Origin of the sequence: Serinibacter arcticus, assembly GCF_003121705.1 — a bacterium.
Classification (GTDB): Bacteria; Actinomycetota; Actinomycetes; order Actinomycetales; family Beutenbergiaceae; genus Litorihabitans.
In genome coordinates this window covers 2,617,982-2,635,180 of sequence record NZ_PYHR01000002.1, presented here as the reverse complement: position 1 = coordinate 2,635,180, position 17,199 = coordinate 2,617,982, and the positions used below count along the sequence as shown (strand labels likewise).

General features: G+C 69.9%; 14 protein-coding genes. 7 read left to right on the top strand and 7 right to left on the bottom strand.

Features of this window, described 5'->3' with window-relative positions; genetic code table 11:
* Positions 1-73 precede the first annotated feature (73 nt).
* The 6 genes from C8046_RS11855 to C8046_RS11830 form a co-directional block, all read right to left on the bottom strand.
* A complete protein-coding gene (locus C8046_RS11855) occupies positions 74-1,099 on the bottom strand; it encodes a hypothetical protein (RefSeq protein ID WP_109229623.1) in 1,026 nt (341 codons plus the stop codon).
* On the bottom strand, positions 1,096-2,199 hold the full coding sequence (locus tag C8046_RS11850) for a hypothetical protein (RefSeq protein WP_109229622.1): 1,104 nt from the start codon (positions 2,197-2,199) through the stop codon (positions 1,096-1,098). The genes C8046_RS11855 and C8046_RS11850 overlap by 4 nt, the downstream gene beginning before the upstream one ends.
* Positions 2,200-2,323: 124 nt before the next feature.
* Positions 2,324-3,313: a DUF4097 family beta strand repeat-containing protein gene (locus C8046_RS11845; RefSeq protein WP_109229621.1), complete on the bottom strand. Its 990-nt coding sequence runs from the start codon at positions 3,311-3,313 to the stop codon at positions 2,324-2,326.
* A 3-nt stretch (positions 3,314-3,316) separates the two neighbouring features.
* Positions 3,317-3,619 (bottom strand): type VII secretion target, encoded by a 303-nt coding sequence (locus C8046_RS11840; protein WP_109229620.1) that lies wholly within the window; start codon positions 3,617-3,619, stop codon positions 3,317-3,319.
* Positions 3,616-4,134 (bottom strand): hypothetical protein, encoded by a 519-nt coding sequence (locus C8046_RS11835; RefSeq protein WP_109229619.1) that lies wholly within the window; start codon positions 4,132-4,134, stop codon positions 3,616-3,618. Before C8046_RS11835 ends, C8046_RS11840 begins: the two co-directional genes overlap by 4 nt.
* A gap of 5 nt (positions 4,135-4,139) precedes the next feature.
* Positions 4,140-6,101, bottom strand: coding sequence for an alpha/beta hydrolase (locus C8046_RS11830; RefSeq protein ID WP_109229618.1), 1,962 nt, complete (start codon positions 6,099-6,101; stop codon positions 4,140-4,142).
* 124 nt (positions 6,102-6,225) lie between these two features.
* Between C8046_RS11830 and C8046_RS11825 the strand changes: the two genes are divergently transcribed.
* The 5 genes from C8046_RS11825 to C8046_RS11805 all read left to right on the top strand — a co-directional run bounded on the left by C8046_RS11825 (position 6,226) and on the right by C8046_RS11805 (position 12,467).
* On the top strand, positions 6,226-7,227 hold the full coding sequence (locus C8046_RS11825; protein WP_146197146.1) for a hypothetical protein: 1,002 nt from the start codon (positions 6,226-6,228) through the stop codon (positions 7,225-7,227).
* A gap of 239 nt (positions 7,228-7,466) precedes the next feature.
* Complete coding sequence (locus C8046_RS11820) at positions 7,467-8,564, top strand: PASTA domain-containing protein (RefSeq protein ID WP_146197145.1); 1,098 nt, start codon at positions 7,467-7,469, stop codon at positions 8,562-8,564.
* 248 nt (positions 8,565-8,812) lie between these two features.
* Positions 8,813-9,442, top strand: coding sequence for a hypothetical protein (locus C8046_RS11815; protein ID WP_109229615.1), 630 nt, complete (start codon positions 8,813-8,815; stop codon positions 9,440-9,442).
* 18 nt (positions 9,443-9,460) lie between these two features.
* Complete coding sequence (locus C8046_RS11810; RefSeq protein ID WP_199224459.1) at positions 9,461-10,624, top strand: DUF6361 family protein; 1,164 nt, start codon at positions 9,461-9,463, stop codon at positions 10,622-10,624.
* The gene (locus tag C8046_RS11805; protein WP_109229614.1) at positions 10,617-12,467 is read left to right on the top strand and encodes a phospholipase D family protein; all 1,851 of its coding nucleotides are present in this window, start codon (positions 10,617-10,619) and stop codon (positions 12,465-12,467) included. Before C8046_RS11810 ends, C8046_RS11805 begins: the two co-directional genes overlap by 8 nt.
* A 389-nt stretch (positions 12,468-12,856) precedes the next feature.
* Here the strand turns inward: C8046_RS11805 and C8046_RS18795 are convergent, their stop codons facing one another.
* On the bottom strand, positions 12,857-13,288 hold the full coding sequence (locus C8046_RS18795) for a hypothetical protein (protein WP_199224458.1): 432 nt from the start codon (positions 13,286-13,288) through the stop codon (positions 12,857-12,859).
* Here C8046_RS18795 and C8046_RS11800 point away from each other — a divergent pair.
* Complete coding sequence (locus tag C8046_RS11800) at positions 13,268-15,622, top strand: helicase-related protein (RefSeq protein ID WP_199224457.1); 2,355 nt, start codon at positions 13,268-13,270, stop codon at positions 15,620-15,622. The two genes, C8046_RS18795 and C8046_RS11800, sit on opposite strands and share 21 nt — an antisense overlap.
* Positions 15,619-17,151 carry a hypothetical protein gene (locus C8046_RS11795; RefSeq protein ID WP_109229612.1) on the top strand — a complete coding sequence of 511 codons (1,533 nt, stop codon included), beginning with the start codon at positions 15,619-15,621 and terminating at the stop codon, positions 17,149-17,151. The genes C8046_RS11800 and C8046_RS11795 overlap by 4 nt, the downstream gene beginning before the upstream one ends.
* Positions 17,152-17,199 lie beyond the last annotated feature (48 nt).

Here is a 17,199-nt window from a genome sequence, read left to right as displayed (position 1 = left end):
TCGCTCGCGCCTGGAGCGCTGCAGCCGCGAGCGTCAGCGTTCTCGGCGCCTCGCTCTGGGCGCCGCACCCCGCTCAGGAGCTCGGTGTCAGCACCACCGCGCCGTCGTCGTCGAGCGTGACGGTGCCCGTGAGGCGATAGCTGACGAGGTCGCTCCGCGGGGCCCCGGGGACGCACCGCTCACCCTGACCGATGCAGCCGTCGGCGCGCAGGGTGCCGCGGATCTCCTGGCTCCCCGTCAGGCTGTAGGCCCAGCCGTCGCGGGTCAGGAACAGCCCCACGTCCCGGTCCTCGACCGGGTCGCGCTCGGTGATGTCGAGACGCCGGAGCACCGTGTCGACCCCGTCGGGGCACGTGGCGTCGGCCAGCGGGTCGGCGGCGCACGCGTCGATCCACGCGGTGAGCTGACCGGTCACGTCGGAGACGACCTCGGGCCGGGGCTGCAGCTGGACCAGCGTGTAGTCGGATCCGGGCACCTGGTGCTCGAACGGCTCGACCGTGCCGATCCCGGCCGTGTCCTCGACCGTGACCGAGTACGTGCCCGGGAGCACCGTGACCGAGCTCGCCTCGCCGGGGCTCGCGTGGCACGCGCCGTCCAGCGCCAGGACGGCGCCGCCGTCGATCCCGAGCTCGACCCTCTGGAGGCCCAGTGCGCCGTCCTCCTCGACCTGCCACCCGTCGTCGCCGCGCACCAGCGCGACCTGCGCGCGACGGAGGGTCTCCTCGCCGTCCCACGCGTGCTCGACCGCGACCGTCGCCGTCGGCCGCCCGACCCGGAGGCTGCCCGCCGTCACGGTGATGTCGGTGATCTCGCCGTCGACGGGGCGACCGGCGACCTCGCCGTACACGGCGTTCGTCACGAGATCGGGGCAGACCGTCTCGTGCGCCGCGACCCCGAGCAGCTCGAGCGCGGTCTCCGCGTCTCCCTCGGCGAGCGCGTCGAGGTAGGAGGTGACGACGTCGCGCACCCGGTCCTCGTCCCGGTCGCCGATCTCGTACCGGTCGGTCGAGGGCGAGCAGGCCGCGAGCGCCAGCACCGGGAGGACGGCGAGCGACGCGAGCAGGGCGCGAAGCCCGTTGCTCGAGGGTCCGGGGGTCATCGTGCCTCCTTCGTCAGGGTGACGGCGCCGTCGTCGTCGACGACGACCGACCCCGTGTAGCGGAAGTAGACCGTTCCCGTGATCGGCTCGTCCGGCACGCACCACGAGGTGGCGTCGGGGCCGCACACGGTCGTGCCGTCGACGTCCTGCGCCGCCGACGCGTCGAACCGCCAGCCTCCGGCCGGGTCGCGGACGAACCCGACCCCGAGGTCCTCCACGAGTCCTCCGGCGGTCGGGGCGAGATAGCCCGGGACGTCGACCTCCTCGCCCTCGCAGGTCGGACCGCCCCAGCCGCCCTCGACGCAGGCGGTGACCCACGCGAGCACCTGCTCGCGGGCCGCGTCGCCGACCTCGGGGCGCACCACGGGCGTGATCGTCTGCTCGGAGGCGCCCGGAAGCGTGACCCGGAATGTCGGCGCCTGCTCGAGGTGGAAGGGATCGGCGTAGCCGAGCGTGTAGCTCCCGGGCAGGAGCCGCACCTCGACCTTCTCGCTGGCGGGGACCGAGCACGTGTCGTCCACCGTGAACTCGCCGGCTCCGACGATCGCGCCCACGGGCGGGGCGCCGGCCGCGAGCTCCGACTCGATGTCGACCTTCCAGCCCTCGCTCGTGCGCACGAGCTCGATCCCGGCCGAGCGGCTGTCCCCTCCCTCTCCACGCTGGTAGACCACGTCCACGACGGCGCGGGGCCGGTCGTCATCGACCGAGCTGTAGACCGTGACGTCGGAGACGACGGCGCCCGTCGGCCGGTCCGGCACCTCGCGGTAGACGTCGGAGGTGAGGATCTCGGGGCACCCGGGCGTGAACGTGGAGCTGAGCGCTGCGACGGCGGTGTCGGCGTCGCCGTCCTCGAGCGCCCGGAGGTAGTCCGTCGCGGCGGCGCGCGCCTGACGCTCGGGGTCGGTGAGCGTGGAGACCGTGATCCAGGTGCCGGCGGCGACGACGGCGATCGTGGCGAGCACGAGGAGTGTGCGGCGACGGGCGCGCGGGTCCATCGGGGCGGGCATCGGTGGAACCGGCGACGGCGGGGTGGTCGGCGCAGGAGCGGGCGGCTCCTGCGCGGGTTCGTCACCCACGGGCGGCTCGTTCTCGGTGGTCATCCACTCCCCCTCTGACCTGCGCGGACGCGCGTGCGGCCGTCCGATCCTGCCGTTCACGCCCCGCGCGGGCAAGGGCAGAACTGCCCATCCACCGCCGGCGCGCGGCATGGCGCTACGTATGGACCTACGTCCGGTCGCGCTTGCCCCGACGCGAGTCACGCACGGTGATGTCGCCCGAGCTGGACTCGGCGTGGATGTGCACGCCGGGCGTTGGCGTCCCCCACGCGAGCGGGACGTCGAGCGGTCCGCTCAGCCGAGGACCGGGGACGACCGGGACCTTGCACCGGGCACTGCCGGACTCCGACCGGAGGTCAGCGCCCACGAGGTCCGACCCGCGTGCCACGCCCACCGTCACGTCGCCCATCGTCGTGCCGAGCCGAACCGATCCGGTCACCAGCTCCTTGATCTTGATGTCACCGGCGGTGCACGTAACGCGGACGTCGGCGGCCTCCCGACCCCCGTCGTCGTTCGCGGTGCCGCCGCTCGCGCTCACCTCGCCGAGGGTGACGTCCCCGAGCCCCGTGACGATCGCGGCGGTGCCGCGCAGCGTCCGCACCCGCACGTCCCCGACACCGCCGTCGATCGTGAGCGAGCCGCCGACCTCGGTGATCTTGACGTCGCCCGCGCCGCCGGTGATCTCCGCCGCGTCGCAGTAGCCGACCTTGAGGTTGCCCATCCCGATGTCCGCACTGAGGAACTCGGTCCGCTCGAGCGTGACGTCGCCGAGGCTGGAGGCCCAGCGGACCGAACCGAACCGCCCCTCGGTCTTCAGCGAGGCGACCTTCGAGCGCAGGTCGAGCCAGCTCCCGGCCGGCACGCGCGCCTCCACCCGCAGCCCCCACGACGCCCCAGAGGCGAGTCCGCGCCAGAGCCCCTGCGCGGCGATCGCCTCCGACATGGTGGGGAGGCGGATCTCGAGGCCCTCGGGGGTGAGGGTCATGGCGTCGTCGAGCAGGTCGGCGCCACGCTTCGACGTCGCGACGAGCTCGACGTGCGCCACGGTGAGGCCCTCGACGGCGACGATCCGCGCCTCGGCCTGGTTCAGGCTGCCTCGGATGCCGAACGGTCCGGTGACCTCGACGTCGATGGTGCGGGTGTTCTCGGGTGCGGTCATGGCTCAGCCCGCCCAGGGCAGCAGGCGCCGCAGCGCCTCGCCCTGCTCCTCGTCGATCGAGTCGTAGGCGTCGGCCGCTCCCGAGAGCGCCACCGAGTTCGACGCCGCAGCTCCAGCCGCGTCCGCAACCGTCGTCTTCCACTGCGTCAGGAACGTGTCGGCCGCCGCCTGCACGCGCGGCCCCAGCGCCGTCGTCGCGCCCTGCGCGGTGCCGAGGTGGGCGTTCGCGGACCCGAGGGACTCGCCGTGGTCCTGCCAGGTGCCGGCCGCGCCCCGCAGCTCGGACGGGGTGACCTCGAAGCTCATGACGTCGCCCGGTCCTGCTCGGGCACGTCCTCGAGCGAGCCGAGGCACCCGGCGCCGACCCCGACCGTGGCGTAGCCACGCTCGACCTCCAGGGTGGTGCCGATGTTGTAGCCCTCGTGGCTCAGGCGCACCCGCGGCAGGCTGCCGGTCGGCTCGACCCAGGTCCAGCCCTCGCCCTCGAAGTGGTCGCGCAGCCGCTGGCTGAGCTGCTCGAACGTCTCCTCGCCGTCGAGGTCGACCCGCACGTTGTAGATGTACTGCTCGCCGGTCACCTCGCCGGTGGCGGCGTCGGTGCAGTCGGCCCACTCCTCCTGCTGCACCTGCGAGCTCGTGCCGAGCTGCGCGGCAACGCTCTCGGCGTACCGCTGGGTGGTGGCAGCCACCGAGCTGCGGGTCTGGTCGTCCACGGGGGCCTCCGAGGGGGTGCAGGCGGTCAGGGCGATGAGGGCGGCGAGCGCGACGGCGAGCGGGCGGGCCGGGTGGCGGGCGTGGAAGCGGGACGGCGAGCGGGGCACGTGCCTCATCCTTCTACGTCGATCGTGGAGCCGTCGTCGTTCCAGCCGTCCACGCTGCGGTTCCAGTTGTAGACGGGGCCGCGGGAGGACGGATAGGTGACGGGGCCGTCGTAGGTCGGCGTGCGGTAGGTCTCGACCTCGCCGCCCACGAACACCTCCAGCATCTGGTTCCAGGAGTCCGACTCGTGGTTGAAGACGTCGCTGTGGGCCGAGGAGCCCTGGAGCGGGGCGCCGTCCGGGCCGGCGTCGTTCCCGGTGTGGAGACGCTCCGTGCCGGGGAAGGTGTCGGGGTCGGCGCCGTGACCCCAGCTGCCGGCGTCGAGGCCCTGGAAGTTCTCGATCGGGTCCCCCGGCGCGGTCATCGAGTAGCGGTGCACGTCGTTCTGCGAGTCGGGGTAGTCCGACGGTCCGCCGATGTCGTTGCCCATCCCGGCCGAGGCGATGTGCAGCACCCGGTCGGCGTCGAGTCCGGCGGCCTCCGCCCGCCCCACGACGGCGCCGCCGTAGGAGTGGCCCGCGTACGTCGTCGACGCCGACGAGCCCGAGCTCTCGATCTCGAGCCGGACGGCGTCGGAGAAGCCGGCGAGCTTCGGTCCGAGGTCGCGGGACCACTCGTCACCCTTGGCGTCGAGCAGCGAGTCCGGCAGGTCGCCGCCCATCCACGTGATCATCGCCAGGCGGTCGGGGGCGGCGTTGTGGAAGCTCTCCGACCGGGACGCGTTCCCGTCGTAGTTGCCCAGGTGCGACCCGGTGCCGGGCACCAGCGTGCCGACGTTTTGGGTGTCGGCGGTGATCTCGCCGTGCAGCTCGGCGATCCCGCCGTCGTAGGTGCGGTTGAAGTCGCTGTCGTGGGTGGCCGGCTCGAAGAACAGGATCGTGCGGTCGTCGTTGAGGATCGACTCGTACAGCGCGATGCGGTCGCGGGTGTCGGCGAGCGGGCCCTCGAGGTCGTCGTTGTTGCGGCCGAAGAGGTCCCAGTCGCCCTGGTGGTGCTCGTGGCGATCCTCCATGCCCTCCAGCAGCTCACGCTCATCGGCGAGCGCGTCGATGACCTTCACGCGGTTGGCGAGCTCGCGGGCGTCGAACGGGGCGCCGTCGGTGCTCCCGACCAGGGACGGGTACAGGGTCGCCAGGAGCGCGGCGCTCTCGGGGTCGAGGTCGGCGAAGAAGTCGTGCACGCCCTGCATCCGGATGGCCGACACGTCGGCCCCGGGGTTGGTCATCATGGCGCCGTTGACGAGCTGGTTGAGCACGGCCGCGGAGCCGGTCAGCGGCGCGGTCCCGTCGACGAGCCCCGCGGCCGCCTCGGGGTTGTCGGTCAGCCAGGCCTGGAGGTCGGCGGCGGAGGCGTACCGCATCGCCTCGGGGAGCACGCCGGCGTCCACCAGCGCGTCGATCGAGGCCTGCAGCTCGGGGGGACGGGCCTCGCGGAAGTCGCGCGCCTCGGCCGCGGTGTCCCCCGCCTGGAGGGCGGCGATCACGGCGTCCTCCGCCGTCGTGAGCTCTGTCGACCACGTCTCGACGGTCTGGGCGAAGGTGCTGATCGACAGCGTGAGCGTCGAGGCTCGCAGCTGCAGCCAGAGCGAGACCTCGTCCTCACCGACGGCGGCGGCGTCCGCGATGAGGGCATCGCGATCGGTGACCAGGCTGGAGCGCAGCGTGACGAGGTCCGCGTGCCGCGTCTCGAGATCGGTGATCGTCTCGGCGTAGGCGTCCAGCTCCTGCACGACTCCCCACAGCGCCGACACCGCGTCGCCGATCTCGTTGGTCAGCACGGTCATCGCGTGGTCGGCGGCGTCGGCGGCCACGCCCTCCCACGTCAGGCTCTGCGCACCGTCGCCGGCGGAGTCCGCGACCGCCCGCGCATCCTTCGCGGCCGCGAGCACGCTGTCGCCCACCGCCGAGCACGACGACGACGCCTCCAGCTCCGGCACGCTCACCGGAACGGGCGGGATCGTGATGGTCACGGGAACCTCCTGGGCGGGGGATTTGTCCCATCGAGGCTAGTCAGCGGGGTGGGGGGTGTGGGGATTGGGTTTGGGTGGGGTTGGGTTGGGGGTTGATGTCGGACCTTCGCGATGGAATGTCGCCATGAGCGAAGCGCCTCCTCCTGGTCCAGACGCCGAACCTGCCGACGTCGCTCGCCACCTCGAGGTCGACGCCCTCACCATCGAGGTACGTGGGGTGCTTCCCGCAGCCTTCGCGACAGCAGGTGAGCGCCCGTGGAGGGCGGCGGTTGCGAGATCGGCCGAGCAGACCGGTCGGGTGCTCCGACCCGGAGCACGACTCAACCTCGAGGTCGCCTTCGCCCTGCCTCCGGCTCGCTCGACGATGCACGGCTGGGACCTCGACAACCTGCTCGAACTGACGCTCGACGCCCTCGGTAGCGTGCTAGGCGAACGTGGTGGTTACTGGCGGCACCGGCAGGCAGACGATGAGCGGATCGACCGCATCGTCGCAAGCAAGCACCTCGCGAACGCGCCCGACGCCGTCGGCGCGACGATCTCGTTGTCGATCATCGGCGTTGAGTCGAATGTCGAGGCGTCCCAGCAGTCGCTCTTCCTCGATCGTCCACGACCGATCCTGAGCGAGCCCCCTCACGACGGTCGGGTCGTTGGGGATCCCCTACCCCTCGCTCTCGGGGTGACGGTCGACGTGGAGGTGGTCTCCGTGATCGAACGCGCTCTGCAGACCTTCCTTCTGCCGAACGAGGTCATCTTGTTCGTCGCGCGGGTGACCGATTCGTTCTGGGAGATGTACTACGTGCTCACCACGCACCATTTCTGCCGAGTGGCGCTCAACGCGCGACGCAGCGAGGCCCGAGTCGTCGCGTGCGCCTTCGAGCACGCAGCCAGCGGCACTGTGGACATCCGCTTCCGAACTGGCGAGGAAGTGAACCTCGGTCCGCTCGCGCACGTCCGGGACGGCCATCTACTGAGCTCGGCGATGTGGAACGTCAGACTCCCCGACGGTTCAGACGCGCGTAGGACGTTTGCTCAGCAGGAAGCCGTGGCTACGGGGACTGTCGACCTCGTGCGATCACCGACGCCAGCGTCGTTCGTCCGACCCAGCGGCCGACATGGGACTAGCTGATGCCGAGGTCCTGGCGACCTGGGCATCGAGACCTCGCCCTGGCGGGCAGTCGCGGGCCAGGGCAGACCCGTATGCAGTCGGGGTAAGAACGGGACCGCCGACACGTCGTCGGCTCCTCGCGCTCCGAGGCTCCCTTCCCGATGCCTCGCCGCGCTGACCCGACCGCCTCGCACTACCTTGTCTATGCGTATTCGGTCCTGTTCCACCTGCCTCCCGCCTTCTTCGAGAGGAATGTCAACTTGCTCGAGACTTCCGTCGCCTTCGACCTGGCCGACCCACCCCACTCGGTGCGGTTGGCCCAGCGAGCGATGCTGCTTGCACTCGCGTCGAGCCTCACCGCCGATCAGCTCCAGGGTTTCGGGCTGACTGGCGCTTCTGTCGGCAACGCGTTGGCCGAAGGACTCGATGCCAGCGCCTCCGAGATCGAAACGCTCGGCCTCATTTGGAAGTTGGGCCAGGAGTCCGACGATCGTTGGCGCAGTCTGCTGTCGAGGTTGAGACCAGAGGAGCCAGAGTGGGTCGACCTGATCGGAGTCGAGATGGTCGCCTACAACCCTCTCTTCCCAGAATCGCTCTCACTGACCGGCCGAGTCGGCCTCCGCACCGCGGGAGCCTTCGATGCGCTCGGGCTCGAGATCACCCCGCTGGAGGTGGCTGATTCATACTCGGAGATGTGTGCCGAGATCGCTCGGCACAAGACATCGACGATGTCCATGAACGCAATCCGAGTGTCCTCCACGGCCCTGCGGATGCTCGATGTGGCGACGGTTACAGGCGGAATCGCGGGCTCGTGGATCGACAAGGGCTCGGGAGCTCTGATCGGCTTCTTCGAGGCGGCCGACGACCGAGATCGCGACCTCGCTCTCGCCTGGTGGTACGCGACTGCGCTCCACGACGCTCAGCCCAGTGTCACGACTCGAGTCTTGCGTCACCTCAAGGTCACCGCGCAGGAGCACGCGCGAAAGGGTGAGAGAGATCGCCTCCGAGCGACGAACGCGGTCATAGCGGATCTTGCGGGCACTGACTCACTCCACGAGGATCGAGACGCGTCGTCCCTGGTTCCGGACGCGATCAATCTCCCCCTGGACGCGGCGATCAACCTCGCTGGGGCCGCGGGTTTCACCGACGTTCGCCTTGTCGATGCCTACCCCACCAACGGCGTACAACGCGAACCCATGATGCGCAGCCGATGGGTTGTGCGATATCAGAAGCCCTCGGCCGGTGAATCCGCCGCCGCCGATTCCGCCGTTGTGCTGGCCTACTCTCGTCCGGGTGAGCGAGTTCGAGACCACATCGCTCACCAGTTGATGGAGGAACGGTTGCGCAAACCTTCGTAAAGAGGGGACTCTCCCACCGCCGTTTCCACGGTCCTCGGAGACGGCGCACGTCCGACACCGACCGGGGCGGACGTGGGGCCAGTCGTCGCGGCCCGCTCCTGCTGACCTCACCTGCCGAGGTGGAGATGCTGGTTCTGCCGACACGCTCGAAAGGTGTCCACGAGCCAGCCCCGGAACTCCGACTCACGCGTGGTGAATGTCGGAGGGTCCAGCTACGGTCAAGTCATCCCCCCACCTTGGAGTTCAGCATGCCGCACGACCCCCGCGTCGCCACTCTCGTCGAGCACATTCGCTCGACCATCGGAACGACGCCGAAGGAGTGGCCGGGCGGTTGGACAGGGGAGATCGAATCCGCGCTGATCGATGCCGTCTTCTCCATTCGCGCCCGCTACGGCAACAGGTCCGAGGGGCGAGAGACCGGTGTCTTCGGTGCCGTCACTCGCTGGCGCAAGCATCGGGAAGGCGCGGCCAACGACCTGACAGTGCTCGCTGCCACGTCCGTCGGCGACCTCGCTGAGCTCACCAACAACGCCAAGGCGTCAGGCCGGCTCAAGGCCGAGATCGTGATCGAGGCCGCGAAGGCCCTCGTCGACGCCGGCATCGTCACCGCCGAGGACTTCGAGGCCAACATCGACGCCGCAGGAAAGGCGTACCGGAGTGTCCGGGGATGTGGTCCGGTGACGTGGCGCTACCTGCGCATGCTCCTGGGACACCCCGGTGTGAAGCCCGACGTGTGGATCCTGCGTTTCCTCGACGACGCCGGTGTCACACCGAAGGACAAGAACGATGCAGTAGATCTGCTCACCGCGGCGAGCGAGGAGCTCGATCTGGACGTCAAGCGGGTCGATCACGCGATCTGGAGCTACCAGCGCTCCTAGCCGACGCCGCTCATCCACATGACTTCCCTCATCGCCTGGCTCGACGCCTCCACCGAGGAGCAGCGTCGGATGCGCGAGATCATCAGCCTGTTCGCCGACCGCGCCAGCCTCGACGAGCTCGGTATCGGGACGATCCGTGACGCCCTCTCCGATCTCCTGTTCCCCGGCACGTCGACGCTGCTCACCCGCGCCCGATATCTCCTTCTCGTCCCCTGGTGCTACCAGCGAGCCGCCACATCGTCGGATCCTGTCGCCAAAGCCGATGAGTACGAGCGGAAGCTCATCTCGGTCCTGCGCGACTCGGGGGACTTCGCCGGCCTCCTCGGCATGCGGGCAGGCGCGACGCTCGCCAATCTGCCGTCGACGATCTACTGGGGAATCCTCGGGCGGTACGGCATCCTCGCAGCGCCTGGCACGAGCCGCGCACAAGCCCTCGCGCCCGCGCCGAACGGCCTCAAGCCCTGGCACCCCACGATGCCGCCGGCGCCGGAAGGGTTTCCCTCGCACGTCGACGGCGGCTTCACGCTGACCCGTCCTGAGGCCGAGTGGCTCCGTGACCGCATCCTGGCCGAGGCCCCAGCCACGCTCATGTCCCACCTGGTGACGCACGAGCCCGACCACGACAGCGACGCGTTCTGGCGAGACCCGGTCGCGCTCGCGGTTCCGGGCGGCGCCCGGCACCTGATCGACCACGCCCGCTCGTTCACCCTCGCCATCCGTGGCGCGAGCCTCGTCTACAACCTCCTGCTGGCCGAGGCCTACAAGAAGGCCGGCTACACCGACGTCAACGAGCCGGTGGAGCACTACCGCACCGAGCTCACCGCCTGGGCGACGACGGCATCGACTGAGCTCGACCTCACGACCTGGGACTTCGACGACCTCGTCATGCGCGTCGAGCTGGCGCGCGGAGCACCGATCCATGCGGGAACCCGGCTCTTCGTCCAGCAATGGCTCGACCTGCTCCGATCGGCCGATCTGGGGGCACTCGCCGACAACGAGAACGCCCGCGCCGCCGTCGCTCGTCGCGAGCGCCAGCACAAGGGTTCGCAGGCTCGCCTCACGAGCCCCCGCAAGCTCGCCACCTGGGGTGGCTCGTCCGGCGCCACTGAGCTCGGCTACCGCTGGAACGCCGCGCGCCGCATCCTCCTCGACATCCACCAAGGACTCCGACGCGATGCTTGAGCCCCAGACGCGCGCCGCACTGACCGAGCAGCTCGCACCGCCGCCGGGCTACACGTTGTCCCACGCGGTCGGCACCACCTTCACACTCGATCTGGCGACCGCCCTGACCGTTCCGCTCTCGTTCGCCTCCCGCCGCATCAGCCGCGACGACGGCTCGCTGGGCGTGCTGGACGCCGTCCGTCGCGCCGCAGATCGGGTCGACATCTTCGCCCAGGCGGGCGAGATCGGGATGGGCAGGCCGTCCGATCTCGTGGCCTTCCTCGAGCAGAGCATCCATCCCGTCGTCGCGCGTCAAGGCCTGTTCCATCCCAAGGTCTGGTTCCTCGAGTACCGCCACCTCGACGACAGCGAAGACCTCACCTACCGATACCTGTGCGCCAGCCGCAACCTCACGAACGACCGCAGCTGGGATGTGATCGCTCGGTTCGACGGCGCTCCCGCGGCCACGGGTCGACGCCGGGACGCTGCGTCTCGTATTGCTCCCCTGGTTGGCCTCCTGCGGGCGCTCCCCGGTCTCGCCACCAGGCCGCTCCCGCCCGATCGCGTCACACGTCTCGATGCCCTCGCCGATCGGTGGCGCTCCGTCGACCTCGAGACGCCCAGAGAGATGCGTGATCTCACGTTCCACGTCTTCGGTCTCGACAAGCGCCCGACCCTCGATCTGCGCGGACCACGCGCGCTGGTGATCTCACCGTTCGTCACGGACGGCGGGCTGCGGCTCCTGCGCGACGCGGTCCACGGCCCCACGCATCTCGTCTCGCGACCCGATTCGCTCGACCAGCTCGCGCCGTCCTCGCTCGACGGGTCCCTGGTCACCTACGTGCTGGACGACGCCGCCACCTTCCCGGACGACACCGCCGACACGGTCGACCCCGGCGTGGTCGCCCCGGTGGCTCCGGACGCACCACCCCGTGCGAGGCTCAGCGTCGACCGCGTGCTCTCAGGACTCCACGCGAAGGTGGTCGTCGTGGATCGGCACGACGGCGCTCACGTCCTCCTCGGGTCGGCCAACGCCACCGAGGCCGCGCTCCAGTCCAACGTCGAGGTGATGGTGGAGCTGACGGCACCGGCGCCGCGCTTCGGTGTCGGCGCGACGCTGGAGGCGCTCGGTGCGCTGGTCGAGCCGTTCGCCACCGACGGTGGCGCCTCGCCCGACCCCGAGGCAGAGGCGGAGCACGCCCTCGAGATCTATCTCCGACGGTTTGCAGGGTCGCGTCTCACCATGCGCCTACACGACTCCGATCCGTTCGAGATCGAGGTGTGGAACGAGTCGACTCACGAGACCGGAGGAGACCACGACCTTCGGTGGCACCTGCTCAGCCGCCCCGACATCGGGGGCACCGGCCTCCCCGGTCCCCCAGACGCACCGACTCGAGCCACGGTGGACGAGCTCGCCGATGTAACGCCGTTCGTCGTCCTGGTCGCACGCGACCTTCACGGTCGCGAGCGCCGGACGATCGTCGTCGCCACGCTGCTCGACGACATCGAGCGGCGCCATGACGCGGTCATCGCCCGCCAGCTGACCGACACCGCCGCGTTCATCCGTCTGCTCACGCTCTTACTGGAGCTTTCCGGCGTCGCGCTTCCCGTCGCCGACCCCGAGACCCCGTCGGCCGGCGGAGTGTTCGGCCACGTCGACGCCACGTCGGGCGCGGGACTCTTCGAGGCACTGGTCCGCGCGGTCGGCGCCGGGCACTCGGGCCTCGAGGATGTCCGGCGCCTCGTCGACTATCTCGCCACGCTCGACGGGCAGGACGTCCTCCCGCCAGGCTTCGACGCGCTCTGGTCCTCGGTCTGGGCGGCCCACGAGCAGATCGCATCCCAGACGGGCGGGAACCGATGAGCCAGGTCGACGTCCCCGCAGTCATGGGTGGGCTGAAGGGTTTCCAGCGCGCCGCCGTCGATCACGTCATCGACCGCTTCTACGGAGCGGGGAGCGAGGACGGGTCCGGCCGATTCCTCGTGGCCGACGAGACCGGGCTGGGCAAGAGCATCATCGCGCGCGGCGTGATCGCGCGGGCGATCGAGCACCTCGAGAAGGACGACACCGTCGACCGGATCGACGTCGTCTACGTGTGCAGCAACCGCGATCTGGCGCAGCAGAACCTCAAGCGACTCAACGTGACCGGCGACGAGCACATCGGGATGGCGACGCGCCTGTCCCTGCTCGCCCGCGACAGCGCCCGCCTGGCGCTGCCCTCGACGAACGGGCACAAGCGGGTCAACCTCGTCTCATTCACCCCGGGTACGTCGTTCAAGGAAGGCGGCTGGCAGACCGGTTCGGCGCCGGAGCGAGCCATGCTCACGCTCATCCTCGATCAGCTGGTGAACGCGACGTCGTCGGACCGTCGAGTGACCCGGATGCTCCTCCAGGGAACGGTCAGCACGCGTCAGCGCTTCGACGAGCACTACGTCAAGCCCCTCACGCACGAGCTGGCCGGCGACCTCGACGACCGCATCGTCGATTCGTTCCACGACGCGATCACGGCAGACGGGACCCTCGACGACTTCCTGCTTCTTCGCGACGACGCGCGGTACCTGAACAGGCTCACGACCGACCTGCGTCGTCGCGCTGGATGGCTCACCGGCCGCCTCCGTCGGACCCTGGCGAAGTCCGGCGTGGACAGCCTCGAGCCCGACCTCGTGATCCTCGACGAGTTCCAACGATTCCGGAACCTGCTCGACCCCGAGACCGGTGAGGCAGCGGAGCTGGCACACAGCATGTTCGACTATCCCCAGGCGAAGGTGCTCCTCCTCTCCGCCACCCCGTACAAGCCGTTCACCCGCGCGGGCGAGGACGAGGAGGACCACTACGAGGACTTCCTCTCGACCGTGCGGTTCCTCGCGGGCGGAGGACCCGGCGCCGCTGACGGCGTCGCCTCGGCGCTCCGCGGCTATCGCACCTCGCTGGTGCTCGGACACGGGATGGACGAGGCCGCGCGGGGCGCGCGACTCGCTCTCCTCCCGCTGATGTCCCGGTCGGAGCGGCCCCAGCTGGCAGAGAACCAGGACCTCCTGCGGATCCGAGATCTCGACGGCGGGGTTCCCACGCCCGAGGACCTCACCGACTGGGCCGCCCTGCAGAACCTCGGCGAGGTCTTGGGTGCGTCGATCGACCTGGAGTACTGGAAGTCGATTCCGTACTTTGCGAGTTTCATGGAGGGCTACCGTCCAGCCGAGAAGGCGCGCGACCTGCTCAAGGGCCCCGACGGGGAGCGCGTCGAGAGGGTGCTGGCCGAGGCACGCACGCTCTCGCGCGACGCCGTCGAGGAGTTCCGGGAGATCGACCTCGGCAACGGGTATCTCAGATCTCTCGCCTCGGAAACCGTCGGCGCCGGGTGGTGGAGGCTGCTGTGGATGCCGGCCTCGATGCCCTACCTCGAGCCGGGTTCGATCTTCGGCGAGTTCGAGGGCGCCGAGCTCACGAAGCGCGTGATCTTCTCGGCGTGGTCGGGCGTTCCGACCGCCGTCGCCTCGCTCCTCAGCTACGAGACGGACCGACACATCGCCGGGAGCGGTGACCTGGTGACTGCCAACACGCCCGAGGCCAGGCGCGCGGTCCCGCCTCGCCTCTCCTACGCGCTGCGCGACGGACAGGCGACGGCGATGTCCGCGCTCTCCCTGTTCTGGCCCCACCCGGCCCTCGCCTCCTTGGCTGACCCTCTGGCTGCTGCCCGCGCGGCCGGGCGACGACTCTCGGCCGACGAGATGCTCGACGTCGTCCGGGCACGTCTGGGCGCCGATCGCCTCCGAAACGTCGGCGACGACGTAGATGACGGGCGCGCCTGGGAGGCGTACTTCGGGACGCGGGGCGCCCTCCCTGCAGAGCTCGTCGACCTCGACCCGGACCTGCTCGTCGCCAGCCTTCGCAATGACGACGACGACGAGTCGGGCCTGGGCATCGGATTCCGTGAGCACGTGCGCTCGGCAGTCGCGCAGATGGACGCCGCCTCGACGCCCCACCACGACCTGCCGCTTCTCGCCCTCCACGCGCCAGGGAACGTTGCGCTGCGCGCCTTGCGCACCGTCGCCGGCGAGAACGTCAGCGACCGCGCACTCTGGACCGCCGCGCTCGAGCTCGCCAACGGGGTCCGTGCGCTGTTCAACCGACCGGAGTCCATCGCCCTCCTGACAGGGATCTACGGCGACGACCGCGACCGCCCGTACTGGCGCAGCGTGCTCGACTACTGCGCCGACGGGAATCTTCAGGCCGTTCTCGACGAATACGCCTTCCAGCTGCACAGCGAGCTGGGAGGTGGCGAGCTCGACGACGCCGGGCTCGCCAGCCTCGCGTCCGCGTCCGTCGGAGCAATCGAGATCCGTCCGGCCCGGTACGTCGCCCACGACGCGACAAGGGAGCGCCGTGAGATCCCGATGCGAGCGCGGTTCGCCCTTCGATACGGGGGTCAGCACGCGTCCGACACCGACGACGTCTCGGGCGCACGCCAGGCGGAGGTGCGAGCCTCCTTCAACAGTCCCTTCGCGCCGTTCGTCCTTGCATCGACGAGCGTCGGTCAGGAGGGCATCGACTTCCACTGGTGGAGCCACAGCGTCGTGCACTGGAATCTGCCGTCGAACCCCGTGGACTTCGAACAGCGCGAGGGGCGGGTCAATCGCTTCGCCGGGCACGCCGTGCGGAAGAACGTGGCCTCCGCACACTGGGTTGATGTGCTGAGGTCGTCTCGCCCCGATCCCTGGGGCGTCGTATTCGACGCGGCGCTGGAACAGGACACCGGCCTGGGTGAGTTCTCGCCGTGGTGGGTCTACCCCGGGCCGGCGAGGATTGAACGGGTGATCGCGACCTACCCGCTCAGTCGAGACCATGCCAAGTACGACCGGCTTCGCGATGCGCTCACGCTGTATCGGCTGACGCTCGGGCAGCCGCGTCAGGAGGACATGGTGGAGTTGCTGCGCAAGCGCGGGGTCGACGGGGGTGCCGTGCCTACGATCGATCTGCGCCCACCGACCAACCACAGCCCGGCCGAGGAGAAGCGATGACCGAGCAGGACGGCACCATCCTGGACGATGACGCATCGGTGAGTCTCGTGCCGATCGACGAGAACGGCGCCGTCGCTGTGTTCGCTCGATCGCCTGAGTCCGCACGCGCCGTTCTCGACACCCTCCGACCCGGGACAGCGTCAACGAACGTCGCCCGACTCGCCTTCGACACCGCCGTGGACGGGCTTGGGTTGTCCGGAGCCGCGGTCAGTGGCGCTACCTCGGCTGCGACTGCGCTGGCCTCGCTCCAAGGGGTGGTCCAGTTTGCACCCGAGACGATGGCGCTCCTGAACAACGGCCACCATCTGATGCAGGCCGCGGCGACAGGCCAGCAGATGGGCACGGTGGTCAACAGCGCCGGTGTCGTCGTCGCGAATGCCCGGTTCGTTCCGCTGGGGCAGGCTGCGACCGTCGGCTCGGTTGCTGTTGCGCTCGGTCCCGCCGTCGCCCTGGCAGCAATCCAGTTTCAGCTCAACCGGCTCGAGAACCTCCTCGGGGAGGTCAAACTCATCACGCAGTCTCTGCTCGCGGAAGCGCGGACAGAGCGGTGGGCCGAGGTCGAGGCGCGAATCGATCGGATCAACCGCGAGCTGGGTTGGGTCATTGAGCTCGGCACCGTGCCGGCGCACCTCATCGAGAACATCGCGGGCGACGCCGTCGCTCTTCACGCGTTCGCCCTCGCGACCACCGAACTTCTCGCGTCACGGGTGGAGGACTTGTCGGGGAGAATTCGTGCCAGGGACAAGCGTGAACGCCTCGAGCTCCAAGCCCAGGCGATCGCGCGCGATGCCGTTGACCTATCCCTGGCTGCGGATGCGTGGATGGCAGTGGAGACGCTCCGCTCGTTCCACATCCAGCAGGACAGCGACTCGGTCGCCCAACGCTACGGCGAGCGGGTCTACGGGCACGCCCTCTCTACCGCCGACACGTGGCGGGCTCAGGCCAACGACACGCTCACCGACGTTCAGCGCCTCCTGAGCCGTATCGCGGCTCAAGAACCGAACGTTCTCAGGCGCAACGACCGCAGGAGCGCTTCGATCGCGCGACGGGTCTCGAACGCGCTCGCGACGGCACTCCCCGAAGTCGAACCTCGTCGTCTCCGCACGCCTGACGGAACGCCGGGGCTCGACGCCGATGCTGCGGCGTTGGTCCTACAGGAGGCGCGGTGGGTTCTCGAACCGGACGCCGACATCGAGGCGCTGGTCGCCGTCAACATCAACGGGGAGCCCGGCTTCAGGCTCGAGACGTCCGAGCGTGTTCTTGTCGGCGAGACTGCGAAGTTCCTCGCGGCTGGCGAGTACGTCGTTCTCGGTGCTGCTGAAGACGAAGACGCGCTGCTCGCCAAGGCAGGGGCCACGCTGGATTACTCCACGCCCGATGCGCTGCTCGTGCGGCGGGGAAAGCAAGCGGCCTCCGAGGTGGCCACTGGTTTCGACAGGGCCGTCGGATCCGCGCGCCGACGTCTCGGGCGCCCCGCAAGCGACGGGAGCTCGACCGACGTCGACGTGCCGGAAGCCTCAAACCAGTAACCGCCGCGCAGCACCACTCGCGCCGAGCTAGAACGCAGACAGACAGGG

Coding starts and splice junctions, on each gene's coding strand:
- C8046_RS11810 (WP_199224459.1), top strand. CDS start 9,461: ATGACTTCCCTCATCGCCTGGCTCGACGCCTCCACCGAGGAGCAGCGT.
- C8046_RS11845 (WP_109229621.1), bottom strand. CDS start 3,313: ATGACCGCACCCGAGAACACCCGCACCATCGACGTCGAGGTCACCGGA.
- C8046_RS11850 (WP_109229622.1), bottom strand. CDS start 2,199: ATGACCACCGAGAACGAGCCGCCCGTGGGTGACGAACCCGCGCAGGAG.
- C8046_RS11855 (WP_109229623.1), bottom strand. CDS start 1,099: ATGACCCCCGGACCCTCGAGCAACGGGCTTCGCGCCCTGCTCGCGTCG.
- C8046_RS11805 (WP_109229614.1), top strand. CDS start 10,617: ATGCTTGAGCCCCAGACGCGCGCCGCACTGACCGAGCAGCTCGCACCG.
- C8046_RS11795 (WP_109229612.1), top strand. CDS start 15,619: ATGACCGAGCAGGACGGCACCATCCTGGACGATGACGCATCGGTGAGT.
- C8046_RS11840 (WP_109229620.1), bottom strand. CDS start 3,619: ATGAGCTTCGAGGTCACCCCGTCCGAGCTGCGGGGCGCGGCCGGCACC.
- C8046_RS11825 (WP_146197146.1), top strand. CDS start 6,226: ATGAGCGAAGCGCCTCCTCCTGGTCCAGACGCCGAACCTGCCGACGTC.
- C8046_RS11815 (WP_109229615.1), top strand. CDS start 8,813: ATGCCGCACGACCCCCGCGTCGCCACTCTCGTCGAGCACATTCGCTCG.